The sequence below is a fragment of the Pseudomonas fluorescens genome (assembly GCF_030344995.1).
GTDB lineage: Bacteria > Pseudomonadota > Gammaproteobacteria > Pseudomonadales > Pseudomonadaceae > Aquipseudomonas > Aquipseudomonas fluorescens_BF.
Map to the genome: position 1 here is coordinate 3,749,509 of NZ_CP128260.1, position 13,964 is coordinate 3,763,472.

Annotated in this window: 10 protein-coding genes; 4 read left to right on the plus strand and 6 right to left on the minus strand. The window is 61.9% G+C overall.

Annotated elements, in window-relative coordinates; translation table 11 throughout:
- Positions 1 to 11: 11 nt before the first annotated feature.
- The 6 genes from QR290_RS16620 to QR290_RS16645 form a co-directional block, all read right to left on the minus strand.
- Entirely contained in the window at positions 12 to 2,666 is a 2,655-nt protein-coding gene (locus QR290_RS16620; protein WP_289203118.1) for a TonB-dependent receptor, read from the minus strand.
- 118 nt (positions 2,667 to 2,784) lie between these two features.
- The gene (locus QR290_RS16625) at positions 2,785 to 3,288 is read right to left on the minus strand and encodes an RES family NAD+ phosphorylase (RefSeq protein ID WP_115078134.1); all 504 of its coding nucleotides are present in this window, start codon (positions 3,286 to 3,288) and stop codon (positions 2,785 to 2,787) included.
- Positions 3,285 to 3,776 carry an antitoxin Xre/MbcA/ParS toxin-binding domain-containing protein gene (locus QR290_RS16630; protein ID WP_353739153.1) on the minus strand — a complete coding sequence of 164 codons (492 nt, stop codon included), beginning with the start codon at positions 3,774 to 3,776 and terminating at the stop codon, positions 3,285 to 3,287. Before QR290_RS16630 ends, QR290_RS16625 begins: the two co-directional genes overlap by 4 nt.
- A 254-nt stretch (positions 3,777 to 4,030) precedes the next feature.
- Entirely contained in the window at positions 4,031 to 6,955 is a 2,925-nt protein-coding gene (locus QR290_RS16635) for a TonB-dependent receptor (protein WP_289203120.1), read from the minus strand.
- A gap of 91 nt (positions 6,956 to 7,046) precedes the next feature.
- Positions 7,047 to 7,994, minus strand: coding sequence for a FecR domain-containing protein (locus tag QR290_RS16640; RefSeq protein WP_115078136.1), 948 nt, complete (start codon positions 7,992 to 7,994; stop codon positions 7,047 to 7,049).
- Positions 7,991 to 8,497 carry a sigma-70 family RNA polymerase sigma factor gene (locus tag QR290_RS16645; RefSeq protein ID WP_011334510.1) on the minus strand — a complete coding sequence of 169 codons (507 nt, stop codon included), beginning with the start codon at positions 8,495 to 8,497 and terminating at the stop codon, positions 7,991 to 7,993. Before QR290_RS16645 ends, QR290_RS16640 begins: the two co-directional genes overlap by 4 nt.
- Positions 8,498 to 8,795: 298 nt before the next feature.
- Here QR290_RS16645 and QR290_RS16650 point away from each other — a divergent pair, with 298 nt between their 5' ends.
- The 4 genes from QR290_RS16650 (at position 8,796) to QR290_RS16665 (ending at position 13,959) form a co-directional block, all read left to right on the plus strand.
- Complete coding sequence (locus QR290_RS16650) at positions 8,796 to 10,514, plus strand: hydrogenase maturation protein (RefSeq protein WP_115078137.1); 1,719 nt, start codon at positions 8,796 to 8,798, stop codon at positions 10,512 to 10,514.
- Positions 10,515 to 10,767: 253 nt separating this feature from the next.
- Positions 10,768 to 11,631 (plus strand): LysR family transcriptional regulator, encoded by an 864-nt coding sequence (locus QR290_RS16655; protein WP_289205307.1) that lies wholly within the window; start codon positions 10,768 to 10,770, stop codon positions 11,629 to 11,631.
- Positions 11,632 to 11,740: 109 nt separating this feature from the next.
- Positions 11,741 to 12,886, plus strand: coding sequence for a sterol desaturase family protein (locus QR290_RS16660; RefSeq protein WP_289203121.1), 1,146 nt, complete (start codon positions 11,741 to 11,743; stop codon positions 12,884 to 12,886).
- Positions 12,883 to 13,959, plus strand: coding sequence for an SMP-30/gluconolactonase/LRE family protein (locus tag QR290_RS16665; RefSeq protein WP_289203122.1), 1,077 nt, complete (start codon positions 12,883 to 12,885; stop codon positions 13,957 to 13,959). The genes QR290_RS16660 and QR290_RS16665 overlap by 4 nt, the downstream gene beginning before the upstream one ends.
- Positions 13,960 to 13,964: the final 5 nt, after the last annotated feature.

Sequence of the window (13,964 nt, forward strand, 5' to 3'; positions counted from 1 at the left end):
ACCGATCATTCTCAGAACTTGTAATTGACCCGCGTGTACAGCGTGCGGCCAAACGGGTCGCCGTATTTCGGGTCGTAGCCGCTCTGGAACGTGTAGGTCTGGTTGCTGAATGGCGGCTCGCGATCAAACAGGTTTTTCACCCCGATAGTCACCGCCAGGGTCTTGCGCCAGGTGTAGGTGCCGGCCACGTCCCAGACGTTGTACGAGCCGACGTAATCGTGAGTCTCGCGATCCGAGTCGTGGTAACCGCTGGTGTAGCGGTTGGTCAGGCTCGCGCCGAGCGGGCCGTAGTTCCAGCTGCCGGTCAGGCTGTGACGCCAGCGGGCCACGGCACCGGCGGAGGCAAAGTCGCCGCCGCGAAAATCGCCGAGCTTGTCGATGTAGTCGCCCTTGAGCTGCTGCTGATAGTCGTAACGGGTGACGTAAGTGCCTTGCAGGCCGATGCCGAAATCGCCATACGGCTTGCTCGGCAGGCGATAGTCGAAGCTCACGTCGACGCCGTTGGTCTTGATCTTGCCGAGGTTGGCCAGGCCGGTGACGATGTGATCGATGGAGCCATCAGGCTTGCGGATCAAACGCTCCGGGTACAGCTCCGGGTTCTCGAACACTGCCGATTCGGGGAATTCGGCGATCTGGTTGGCGATATCGATCCACCAGAAATCCAGTCCGGTGGTCAGGCGATCAAACGGCTGGTAAACGAAACCGAGGGTGACGTTACGCGCAGTTTCCGGGCTCAAATCGGTGTTGCCGCCAGAGGTACGGTTGAACTGCTGGGCACAGTCACGGTTGGCAATGCCGCCGTTGCTCGGGTTGCCGCCGGCGCAAAGGCGCGGGTCGTTGTAGTTGGCATTGGTGAACGAGGTGAACGTCGGGTTGTACAACTCGTACAACGACGGCGCGCGGAAACCTTCGCTGTAGGCGCCACGCACCACCAGCTCCTTGAACGGCTGGAAGCGGAACGAATATTTCGGGTTGGTGGTGCTGCCGAAGTCGCTGTATTTGTCGTGGCGCACGGCGGCGGACAGTTCCAGGCTGTCGAGCACCGGCACGTTGACCTCGGCGTATTGGGCCGAAACACTGCGATCCCCTTGCACGCTGCCATTGGGATCGACACCCAGGCTCTGCACGTCGCCGGCAAACGCGGCGAAATCCTGATGGAAGTCTTCCTTGCGGTACTCACCGCCCAGCGCCAGTGCCGAAGGCCCTGCCCCGAACCAGTCGCCGATCTCGCGGCTGATGCGCCCGTCAATCGCCTTGACCCGGCCCACCGCCGTCGCGTAATCGCCATCTACCTCATTGGCCGCCAGCAACGCCGAACCGGCAGCGCTCTGCGGGCCGAACGGGTTGATCACACCGTTGGCGATGCCCTGGCTGACGGCGCGGTCGTTCACATAACCGCTGCGAATGGTGTTGACCACTTTGTTCTGGTTGTACGAGGCACCGAGGTTGTAATCCCACCCGACCAGCGTGCCGTCGAAACTCAACAGCAGACGCTGACCGGTGTTGTCATCCTCATGCTGACGGGCACCTACGGCGGTTTCACGCCAGTTCATGTCCACCGGTTGCGTCGGGTCCAGAGTGAAACCGCTCGGGCCGGGTGTAATGCCGTTGCCCGGATAGAACGCGGTGCCAGGGTTGACCTGATTGCCCATCAAAGTGCCGGGGCCGATCTGCGTACGGTTTTCGTTGCGCGCCCAGAAGTATTCGAGGCTCACGTTGTGATCATCCGACAGCTCGCCGGTGGCCTTGGCGAACGCCGAGGTCTTCTCGGTTTCCGGCACCAGATCCAGATAACTCCACAGGCTCTGCCGGCAGATGCCATTACGTGAGAGCAGCCCCGGCGCATTGCAACCGGAACCGGCCAAAGGATTGGTCGCGTTGCTGCCCTGACTCCAGTTGGCGGGCGATGCCGTGCCAGAGGTGTAATCCAGACCGCGCCCCGGCTGGTAGTTATAGGTGTAACCACGATCATCGGCGGCCAGCCGTTGTTGCTTGTCGTAACTCACCACGCCGAAAACGTTGAAGCGATCGTCCTGCAAATCACCGAAACCCCAACTGCCGCTGAAATTGCGGCTTTCACCGCCACCGGAATGGGTCGGCGTGTCGTAGCTGGTGCTGATCTGACCTTCGGTGAGGCTGGTCTTGGTGATGAAGTTGATCACCCCGCCGATGGCATCGGTACCGTACAGCGCCGAGGCTCCGTCACGCAGCACTTCCACCCGGTCGATGGCGGCGAACGGGATGGTGTTGAGGTCGACGCCGGAGCCGTTGATGGCGTTGGTTGCGTTGTTGCTCAGGCGCCGACCGTTGAGCAGCACCAGCGTCTTGTTCGGGCCAATGCCACGCAGGTCGGCATAAGACGCCCCGCCGCTGCTTGATCCCACCGAGCGCCCGGAACCCACCGAAGACTGGTTGGCCGAGATGCGGTTGACCAGCTCTTCAGTGGTGGTCACGCCCTGCTTCTGCAACTCCTCGACCCGAAGGATGGTGACCGGCACGGCGGTTTCGGCATCGACCCGGCGGATCGCGGTGCCGGTGACTTCAACCCTTTGCAGTTGGGTGGTCGGCTCTGTCGCGCTGCTGTCGGCAGCAATAGCCGGCAACGTGTTGATCGCCAGCAGCAAGGCCAGGCTCAACGGGGATTTAACGGGTGAAAATTGAATCATGAACAGCCATCCCTGCGTTTTGGTTTATGCAGGGATGTGCGATGGCGGATGTTGATTTATAGGGCGCGATTTAGACCGTTGGGTGCTGAGGTTATGCAAAATGCAGCATGACGCTTCCTCAGACCAACGTCATCTCCCTGATTAGTCGGGTATCAAGGCCGAACCGCTCCTGAGAGACCATCTTGAACTGCCCTTCTGCGAGCTCGCAGCTCACCAGCAAGTTCCACGAATGCCGGGTTGCCGCCGACGGGATCAGCACAAACGGATGCTCGGCCAGTAAAGCGTCGGCGAACAATCGCTGATTGGGTGACGGCCGAGCAGGGCTCAGCCAATAAGGATTCGGCACCTCTTCAGGCTGCACGATTTTTACCTTCGCATTGTTGATGACTTCGAAACACGTCAAAACATAAGGCTCGCGGTCCAGAGCATCGAAACTGCGGTTGGCTGCCACCTCCAGAATGGCCGACGACGGATCGACGGATGCATAGACGACGCGTCGTCCGGGAATATTCCATCGACCTCCTCTCATCTTTGACCCCATCCCGCTATCCCACGTTCTTCCATAAACCTCGCGGTCAAGCCGCCATGCATACCAATGCTTGTCCCACGGCAAGGGGTTCATGGGTAAACCCCGTAGATAACCTGACTCAGATACTGCTCCACCATTTGAAAACCCAATGGATGCAGCGTCAATTCCAGCGGCACATGACCGTAAAAATAGGTAGAGGATTTTTGCATCCACTCCTCCGCCTGTGGCTGCCCCCCGAAAGCCCGAATGGCCAACTCCAGCACCAATGCATATTGGTAGGCGATGACACTCTGCTGCGGGTCAAGCCGTACCGGTTTTCCTTCCTTCAGCAGCCGCCGTACCGTTCTGACCGACTTGCCAGTGATGCGTTTGACCACGTCGCCTTGCTGGTAAAGCTCGGAGGTTGAAAGCATGTCGACGACGTCGCTCAGTTCGAAACCTTCATCGGTAAGGTGAACAATCAGCATGGCGTCATCACCGATGTTCCGGCCATGCACGAGCAAATCGACAGGCTTGCCCTCGACCTTATTCAAGCCCGCCAACCGGGGTACTTTTGCGCTGGGCAACGCGACATCCTCCATGGGGCACCTGGCACGATCATCGCGCCACTGATGGCGAGCGGAATAAGCAGGTGTTTCGTATTCGAGGTGTGCAGTTCGCATGATCAATCCATTATCAGAGGCCTGAGTAATCAGGCCGTTAACGACTTCAATGTCATCGCCGATGCTATAGATCACACTTCCGACGGCCAACCTTAAAAAGTCGTCGGAAATATCCCCGTTTTCGCCCAAAGCCCGGCAACGTCCGTAGGACACAGCCGGGCGTCATTCCGCCCTCAACTGCCGAAGTGATAACTCACATCCAGCCACCACTGGCGCCCGTACGGGTCGTAGTTGCCGGTCGGGTAATACGGCCATCCCGCCGAATCGTCATGCTTGACCTGATTGAGCACGTTGTTCACGGTCAGCCCGACACTCGCCCGGTCGTTGAGCTTGTACCGCGCACTGGCGTTGAACACCGTCCACGGCGACAGACGCCCGTCACCCGCGCCGTTGGTGACCGAGCCATAACGAATCCCCATCAACGTTGCCGTGGCCTTCTGGTAATCCCAGGTCAGGCTGGCGTTGACCTTGCTGCGCCAGTCGTAGTTGGTGCGCGAGGTGCGCCAGTCCTGGGTCGGGGCTTCGTCCGATTCCTTGTAGTAATGCGAGAGCACCAGGGTGTAGCCAAGCGCCGAACTGAACGCGCCGTACTGCCCCGCGCCCCAGCGGATGTTGCTCTTGAAGTCCAGACCGCTGACCCGTTCGCTGGCGGCGTTGATCGCATTCACCCGCACCCGCTGCAACTGATTGGGATCGACGGCGGCATTGCCGGGATTGCGATCGACGCGTGCGAGCGTCGACTGGCAGTTGGCCGAGTTGATGTCCTGGGTGCCATTGCGACATTCGTTCTCTTGCTGCAACAGGCGGTTTTCGTCGACGGTGGTCAGCAGGTCATCGATCTCAACGCGCCAGAAATCGGTGGAGAAATCGAAATTGCGTGAAGGCGACCAGACGAAACCGTAGGTCCAGGATTTGCCGCGTTCGGATTCCAGATCCGCCGTGCCGCTCTGGGTGTAATCGACCCGCCCGCGATCACAGGCGCCCTCCACGCCCTGGCTGCAACCGTAATAATCGATCTGCGCCGGGTAGTAACCGTTGCTGTCGGACTGATAGATGTAGTTCAGGTCCGGAGCGCGGAAACTGGTGCCGTAGCTGCCGCGCACCAAAAGGCTGTTCACCGGCCGCCATTCCAGGCCGAGGTTGTAGGTTTTCTGTTGCTCGGTGCGGCCGCTGAATTTGTATTGGTCCCAGCGTCCTGCTGCTGTCGCCAGCACCGTGTCGGTGACCGGAATGCTGAACTCGCCACCGGCCGCGTAACGCTTGCGCGAACCGCCGGAGCTTTGTGCCGGGGTTACGCCGTAGAAACTGCCGTCGTTGAGGCTGTCGTCCGGGTCGATGCGGTATTCCTGCTTACCAGCCTCCAGCACGCCGGCGAATCCAACCGGGCCGGCCGGCAGGTCGAACAATTCGCCGTTGACCGAGGCGTTGTAACTGGTCGACACCGACTTGCTGCTCTGCGTCAGGTTGCCGCGAAACTGCTCCCATTCCTGCGGCGTCAGTGGCCGGTCGAGGCGCGAAGCATCCGGCGCGAACACCGGGTAACCGTCGCGGGTGCCCAGTTGCGGGCCGAGGTAGAAATCCTGGATCGACGACAGCGGCGTGTAACGGGTGGTGCGCACGCTTTTGTATTCGGAGCGGTTGGCCGCCAGTTCATAGTTCCACCCGGTGTCGGCGATCTTGTCCGAAAGGCCGAGGGTGCCGGTCCATGAAGTATCGCGCCACTTGCTGTTATTACTGGTGCGCCCGCCGATTTCCTCTTCACCAAAGCGCCGGTACCAGCGCTCCAGATTGCCGCTGTTCTGGTTGATGAAGTCCGGTGAGGTGAAGCTCGGACCGCGCGTGTTGTTCTGGATATGATCGAGCCCGTACATCAAATCGGCGAAGACCTGGCCGCTGTCGCTGAAATGCCAGGTGCCACGGGTGTAGCCGTCGTAGTTTTCCTTTTGCGTCTGCACCGTCCAGTAATCGTTGTACATCTGGTCGGTGCGGCAGCGTCCGCCGCTGTTGAACAGCTTGTTGTCGAAGGTGCCCTGATACGCACCGCAGCCCGGCCCCAGATAACGGTTGTTGGTCAGGTCGCGACGGTAACCGACATCCGCCAGCGGCCCGCTCTGCATGAAGCCGCGATCATCGGCCCAGATCGGATCGCGATTGGTCAACTCAAGTCCGAACAACCCGTCGAAGTCGCCCCAACTGCCGCCGCCGCTGATCTGCAAACGCTGGTTGTCACCGCCGCCGCGCTCGCTGGTACCGCCCTTGAGGTTGACGTCGACGCCATTCATTTTGTCTTTGAGGATGATGTTCACCACCCCGGCAATCGCGTCCGAACCATAGATCGCCGAGGCGCCGCTGCTGAGGACTTCGATGCGGTCGATGATCGCCGACGGAATGTTCGCAAGGTTGGTGAAGTTGACCTTGCCGTCGTACGGCGTCGGGTAATCGGCGACCCGTCGGCCATTGATCAGCACCAGCGTGTGGTTGGGGCCTAGGCCGCGCAGGTTGAGGGCGCTGGCTGCCGGTTGCCAGGTGTTGCCGTAGTCTTCGCCCTGGGTCATGCCGGTGTTTTGCGTTTGCGTCGCGAGCGCGTCGTAAACGTTCTTGTAGCCCCGCGCTTCCATTTCCTCATGGGTGATGACGTTGACCGGGGTCGCACCATCGCTCTGCGCGCGGGCAATGCGCGAGCCGGTGACCGTGACTTTTTCCATGCGGTAATCGGCGCTGCTGGCGGGCGCCACAGCAGCGGCCTTGACCGGCGCAGCGCTCGGCGCATCGGCCGGGCGAATGCTCAGGCCCTGGGTGCCCTGCTCGACTTGCAGGCCGCTGCCGAGCAAGGCCCTTTCCACCGCTTGCCGGCCACCCAATGCGCCGCGCACCGCACTGCTGCGCTTGCCCTGAACCAGATTCTGGCTGAAGGAAATCGGCACGCCGGTCTGGCGCGAGATATCCAGCAGTACCTCGTCGAGGGCCCCGGCGGCAATGTCGAAGGTAAAGACCTGAGTGGCAGCGTCTTGTGCCAGCACGGTGGCAGGGACAATACCCGCCGCCAGCACGATGGCCAGCGTCAGGCGGGACAATTGTTGTTGTTTGAATGAGAACATCGAGGGGCTTCCCTGTTGAAGGCGTCTGCAGGGAATGAGCAGCGGGCCGGCGCTTTTTATAGGGGGGCGGATAGACCGGGAAGTTATGGTTTTATAACCGCGCCTGAATGCTGACCCAGTACGGGTTGTGCCAGGTGACACGGATCGGCAGCGAACGCTCCAGCAGTTGCAAAGTGCGGTCGCTGTCGTCCAGCGGATAGAGACCGCTGAGGCGTAAACCGGCGACCTCCGGGCTCAGGTGCAGAATCCCACGACGATAGCTGCGCAGGCTGTCGATGACTTCGCTCAAGGGACGATCGCGCACCTCAAGCCGCCCTTGCACCCAGGCGCTTTCCTGCCCTTTGCTGCGCTCCAGCGCCAATATCTCCTGAGCGTTGAACAGCAGACTTTCGCCCGCCTCCACCACTTGCCGCGCCCCACGGGCGGTGACCACTTCGACCTGCGAATGCAGCATCACCAGCCGCGTCGAATCCTCCCCGCGCTGCACCAGGAATTTGGTCCCGAGCGCACGCATCCGCCCGTGCTCGGTTTCGACCACAAACGGCCGGGCCAGATTTTTTGCCACATCGATCAGCAGCTCACCGCTGCGCAAGTCCAGCAGACGCTCGAGATTGTTGAAACGCGGCACTACGCGGCTGCGGGCATTGAGGGTCAGAGCGCTGCCGTCCTCCAGCGTGAACGCCCGACGCTCGCCGGTACCGGTCGACAACTCGCCGGCCTCGGGCAACCAGCCATAACGTCGACCGAGCAAACCCGCCAGCACCGCGATGCCGAGCACGCTCAAACTGCCGCTGAGGAACCGACGGCGACTGGACGGCGCGTTCAGGCTGTGCAGCACGCTCTCACGCGGCAAACTGCGCAGGTTCGAATGGCGTAGCAGGTTCAGCCCGCCACCCATTTGCTCGATGATCTGCTGATGCCGTGGATCCGCCGTGCGCCAGGCGTCGAAGGCTGCGCGCTCCTGCAGGCTGACGTGTCCGGATTGCAGCAGCGCCATCCATTGCGCGGCTTCGTCGATCAGCGTTTCGTCCGGCCTCATGCCTGCATCGCCTGATAGCAACGTTTGAACGCCTCGACCATGTATTGCTGCACGCGGCTGGTGGACACGCCGAGTCGTTCGCCGATTTCGCTGTAGGTAAGGCCGTCGAGCTGGTGATAGAGAAACGCAGCCTTGGCCTTGGCCGACAAGCCATTAAGCAAACGATCCACCGCCAGCAGCGTTTCGATCACCAACTCCCGTTCTTCGGGTGACGGGTGCACCGGTTCCGGCGCCAAGGCGAGGCTTTGCAGATAGGCGCGTTCCAGATCCTGCCGGCGCCAGCCTTCATAGACCAGCCGCCGGGCAATCGTGGTCAGCAGCGCGCGGGGCTCGCGAATCGCCAGCGGATCGGGAAGTGCCAGAACCCGAAGAAAGGTTTCCGAAGCAATGTCCTGCGCGCTGTGCGGGCAGCCGAGGGTACGGCTGACCGCTGCGCACAACCATCGGTAGTCCTTTTGGAACATTTGCCCGATGACCTGGTAATGCGGGTTGTGACTCCCCATGCCTTACTCCCTGAAAACGGGCTCCACCCGCTGCGAAAATCCATGGATACGCCGGGATCTTCCGGCGGTGATCAGGGGTGCGACTGTGCAATAGCGCTTGATACATTTGAAGTAATAAAAAATCAGGATCAGCAAACCTTTGAGAATAAGGCAGGTCGTCGGCACGGCAACATTGGCTGACACAACGTTGATCTCGATCAGTGGCGCCCGCCACGTCAGTCTCTAACCTTGCGCCTCCATCGATAGCCACGGACGGCTCACCGGGAGCCTGCGGCTGACCTTTCAAGGAAGAGCAATCATGCGATCACTCAACATCATTCTTCTGTCGTCGGCGTTCAACGGTCTGACCCAGCGCGCGTGGCTGGAACTGCGTCAGGCCGGGCATTCACCCAGCGTGGTGCTGTTCACCGACGAAACCGCCGTGTGCGAGCAGATCGAAAACAGCGGCGCCGATCTGGTGATCTGCCCGTTCCTCAAGGATCGCGTCCCTCAGGCACTGTGGAGCAACACCCAGCGTCCGGTCGTCATCATTCACCCCGGCATCGTCGGCGATCGCGGTGCCAGCGCACTGGACTGGGCGATCATGCGCGAGCTGCCGTCCTGGGGCGTGACCGCCCTGCAAGCGGTGGAAGAAATGGATGCCGGCCCGGTCTGGGCCACCTGCGAATTCAACTTGCCGACAGGCCTGCGCAAATCCGAGCTCTACAACGGCCGGGTCAGCGACGCGGCGATCCGTTGCATCCGTGAAGTGGTGGAGAAATTCATCGACGGCTTTGTGCCGATGGCACTGGATTACAACGATCCGAAGGTGCGCGGGCGCTTGCAGCCGAACATGAAGCAGGACGACCGCACCTTCAGCTGGCACGACTGTTCGCGCTTCATCAAGCGCTGCATCGACGCAGCGGATGGCCAGCCCGGCGTACTCGCCAGCCTCGCTGGCGGGCAGTATTACGTGTACGACGCGCACCTCGATCAGCGCACCGGCATGCCCGGCGAGATTCTTGCAGTGCATGACGACGCGGTGCTGGTGGCGACCGGTGATCACAGCCTGTGGATCGGCTCGTTGCGGCGCAAACCGCAACCGGGCGAAGAAACCTTCAAGCGTCCGGCGCGGCATGTGCTGGCCGGGCAGTTGTCTGGCGTGCCGTTGCTGGACTGGTCGATTGCCAACGCGCCATTCAGCGACGAGGCGTATCAACCGATCCGTTATCGCGAGTCCGGCCAGGTCGGCGAGCTGACGCTGGAGTTCTACAACGGCGCCATGAGCACCGAACAATGCCGGCGCATGGTCGAGGCCCTGCGCTGGGCCAAGTCCCGCGACACTCAGGTGCTGTTGATCAAGGGAGGACGCGGCAGTTTTTCCAACGGCGTACATTTGAACGTGATTCAGGCCGCCGAGGATCCGGGCGCTGAAGCCTGGGCTAATATCCAGGCCATCGATGATGTGTGCGAAGAATTGCTTAGCGCACGGCAACTGGTGGTCAGTGGGGTCACCGGCAATGCTGGTGCCGGTGGTGTGATGCTGGCTCTGGCGGCTGACATCGTGTTTGCCCGCGCCGATATCGTGCTCAATCCGCATTACAAGAGCATGGGTCTGTACGGCTCGGAATACTGGACCTACAGCCTGCCCCGCGCCGTCGGCCCGGCCATGGCCGAACAACTGACCCAGGCCTGTCTGCCGGTCAGCGCTGCGCAGGCGCTGCAACTGGGCATGGTCCAGGAAATCGGCCCGCGCTGCCCGGACGAGTTCTCGCTGTGGCTGCTGCAACGGGCCAACAGTGTGTTGAGTGATCCGACTTATGCGGCGGTGCGGGAGCGCAAATTGCGGGTCGATCAGGTGTTGATTCGTCAGTGTCGCGAGGCGGAGTTGCAGGAGATGCAGGAGGACATGCTGTACAACCGCAATCAGTTTGCCGAGAAGTGCCGCAACTTCGTCTACAAGCGCAAGACTTGCTGTACGCCGGCGCGGTTGGTGGAGGATTGGGCTCGGGTGGTTGATACCGAGCTGGTCAGCTAATCCGCGGCGTCTGCTTTTCCCCTCACCCGAGCCCTCCCGAAACGTCGGACCGCCCCGAGGGAGAGGGGACTGACCGAGATGTCTTTCGCTATACGCCGACCTGAAAGACCGAGTCGATTATGGATTCAGAACAAATCCTCCAGGTCGGTGTACTTCCTCAATATTCCCCTATCGGTTCCCTCTCCCTCCGGGAGAGGGCTAGGGTGAGGGGCTTTTGACTTACAATGCCCCGACCTTAGACACCGGCCCGCCCATGGACATCGACCTCGCCCGCACCTTTCTGGAAATCGTCCGCCACGGCAGCCTCGCCGCGGCGGCGGAAAAGCTGTTCGTCACCCAGACGGCAATCACCGCCCGGGTCCAGAAACTCGAAAGCCAGTTGGGCAGCACGCTGTTCGTGCGCAACCGCGCCGGTGCGCGGCTGACCGCCAATGGCGAGGCCTTTGTGATCTACGCCAATCAGCTGGTGCAGACCTGGGAAGCGGCGCGCCGCGACCTGCCCTTGCCCGAGGGCTATCACAACGTGCTGCACATCGGTGGCGAGGTCAGTCTGTGCAATCCGCTGATGCTCAGTTGGGCCGCCGAGCTGCGAGAGAAAATCCCGGGTCACGCCTTGCGCATGGAGATCCGCGATGGCGAAAACCTGCTGCGCCAGCTCGAACTGGGGGTGCTCGATGCGGCGCTGGTCTATCAACCGGAATACTGGCCGGGGCTGCAGGTCGAGCAGGTGCTGGAAGAGAAGCTGATTCTGGTGACCACGCCCGGCCGCCCTGCCCCCTACGTCTACATCGACTGGGGCCCGGACTTCCGCCGCCAGCACGACGCCGCCCTGCCGGAAAAGGCCAAGGCCGCTCTGAGCTTCAACCTCGGCCCGCTGGCCCTGCAGTACATACTGGAGAACGGCGGCAGCGGCTATTTCCGGACCCGGGTCGTGCGCACCTATCTGGAAAGCGGCGCGCTGGAGCCGGTCACCAAAGCCCCGGAATTCGGCTATCCGACCTACCTCGTCTACTCCCGCGACCGCGACTCGGCGATCCTGCAACAGGCGTTCGATCTGCTGCGCGAAGTGATCAAGGCCGATGACGACTGGTCGCAGCGCTGGAACCCGTTGAGCTGACGGCCGCTATACACCGGAGCATGGCACTTGTGACCTGAAGGTTGCCCCTGCACAAACGGCGGGATCGGCTAATCTGCCGGGATAACGACAATATCCGCAGGTGACCGCAGTGAGGCAGACCACCGAGGCATTTCGCAGCCGCTACCGTGCGGCGATCCATCCCCGCTACAACCCATGGGTGCACGGCGCGTTCGTGCTGCTGTTCGGTGTGCTGGCCATCGGCGCGTTCTGGAGCAGCGTGCATCAGGTGCAGGCGCTGGAATGGCTGACCGTGCCGCTGACCCTGCTGTTCTTCAATTTCGGCGTGTACATGGTGCACCGCCATCTCGGCCATCACAAAAAGAGCTTCGCGCGGATGTTCTACGCCCGGCATGCCGGCGATCATCACAGCTTCTTCACCCCCGGCCACATGACCTACGACGGCGCCCGCGACTGGCGGGTGATTCTGTTCCCCGCCTGGCTGATCGTGCTGCACACGCTGGCGATCACCCTGCCCCTGTGGTGGCTGTTCGCGCAGGTCAACAGCAACGTCGCCGGGCTGTTCGGCGGCTGCATGGTGTTCGGTTACCTGACCTATGAAGTGTTTCACGCCTGCGAGCATCTGCCGCCGCAGAACCCGCTGACCCGCCTGCCGTGGATCCGCCAGATGCGCCGCCTGCACGAGCTGCATCACCGTCGCGAGCGCATGCAGGAGCGCAATTTCAATATCGTTTTTCCGCTGATGGACTACCTGTTCGGCACCCTCTACTGGGAGCCGGAAACCGCCCCTTTCACCGATTCGAGAACGCCCATGACCCGCATGCAGCACACAGTCGACATCGCCGGCGATCCGATCGCCGTCCTCGCCTACGCCGCCACCGTCAGCCGCTGGCCGGAGTGGCACCCGTCTTCGCTGAAGATCGACGGCCCCAGCGGTGCGTTGCACGCCGGCGCGCGATTCGACGAGGACATTCACGCCGGTGGGCGCGAGGGGCATTTGCGCTGGGAGGTTACCGAATACCTGCCCGGCCGACGCTGGTGCGCGCGGGCCCAGGGTGATCAAGGTCTGTCGTTGCTGCTGACCTATGAATGCTCAGCACACAACGACGCCACGCGGTTCGTGCGCACCCTCGATTACCAATTCGAGGGCATCGGCCTGCGCATCGCCAACCACCTGCTGCTCAAGCGTCGCATTGATCGCGAATCGGCGGCTTCGATGCAGGCCCTGCGTGATATGGCGACCCGGCATCTGGCACTTGCGGGAGCGCACGTGTGAGATGGCGTTATCTGCTGTTGCTGCTGGTTATCGGGGTTCTGGGCTTTTTGCTGTTGATTCCGACCAAGGTCAAGCCCGTCGCCTGGACGCCGCAACCGGCGCCCTCGCTGACCGAAGGCCAATTCGCTGACAACCAGCGACTCAAGGGCGCGGCGCAAGTCGGCCCGAGCGACATCGAAGGCCCGGAAGCGCTGTTGCTGGAAAACGACTTTCTGATCACCGGACTGCATGACGGACGCCTGCTGCGCACCAGCCTCGACGGCCAGCAGCGCAAGGTGCTGGCGGATACCGGCGGCCGGCCGCTGGGGTTGGCGCGGCATCCCAACGGTTTGCTGGTGATCGCCGATGGGGTCAAGGGTTTGCTGTCCCTCGACGCGCAGGGTCGGCTGGTGGCGCTGACCACCGAAGCCAATGGTCTGCCGTTCGGGTTTACCGATGACGTGGCCATCGACAAGTCCGGGCATTACGCCTATTTCAGCGATGCCTCCAGTCGTTGGGGTTACGGTCACGATGGCGAAGCGATCATCGAGCATGGCGGTGACGGACGCCTGCTACGGTACGACTTCCAGACCGGCCAGACCGTCGTGCTGCTGGACAAGCTGGAGTTCGCCAACGGCGTGACCCTCGGCCCGGAAGATGCCTATGTGCTGGTCAACGAAACCGGCGCTTACCGCATCAGCCGCTATTGGCTGACCGGGCCGAAGGCTGGCACCCACGACCTGTTCATCGACAACCTGCCGGGGCTGCCGGACAACCTCGCCTTCAATGGCCGGGATCGCTTCTGGGTGGCGCTGTACACGCCGCGCAATCCGCTGCTGGATCGCACGGCTGAACACCCGTTCGTACGCAAGATGATCGTGCGGGCGATGACCGTCGTGCCCAAACCGGTGGAGAAGCGCGGGTTCGTGCTGGGGCTGGATCTGGACGGCAAGGTGATCGCCAATCTGCAGGACGCCAGCGCCGGCAATTACTCGCCGATCACCACGGTGCGCGAGTATGGCGAGTGGCTGTATTTCGGCTCGCTGAAGGCCACGCACATGGCGCGGTTGCCGTTGGAGGCGGCCTTGAAGTGAGGCGA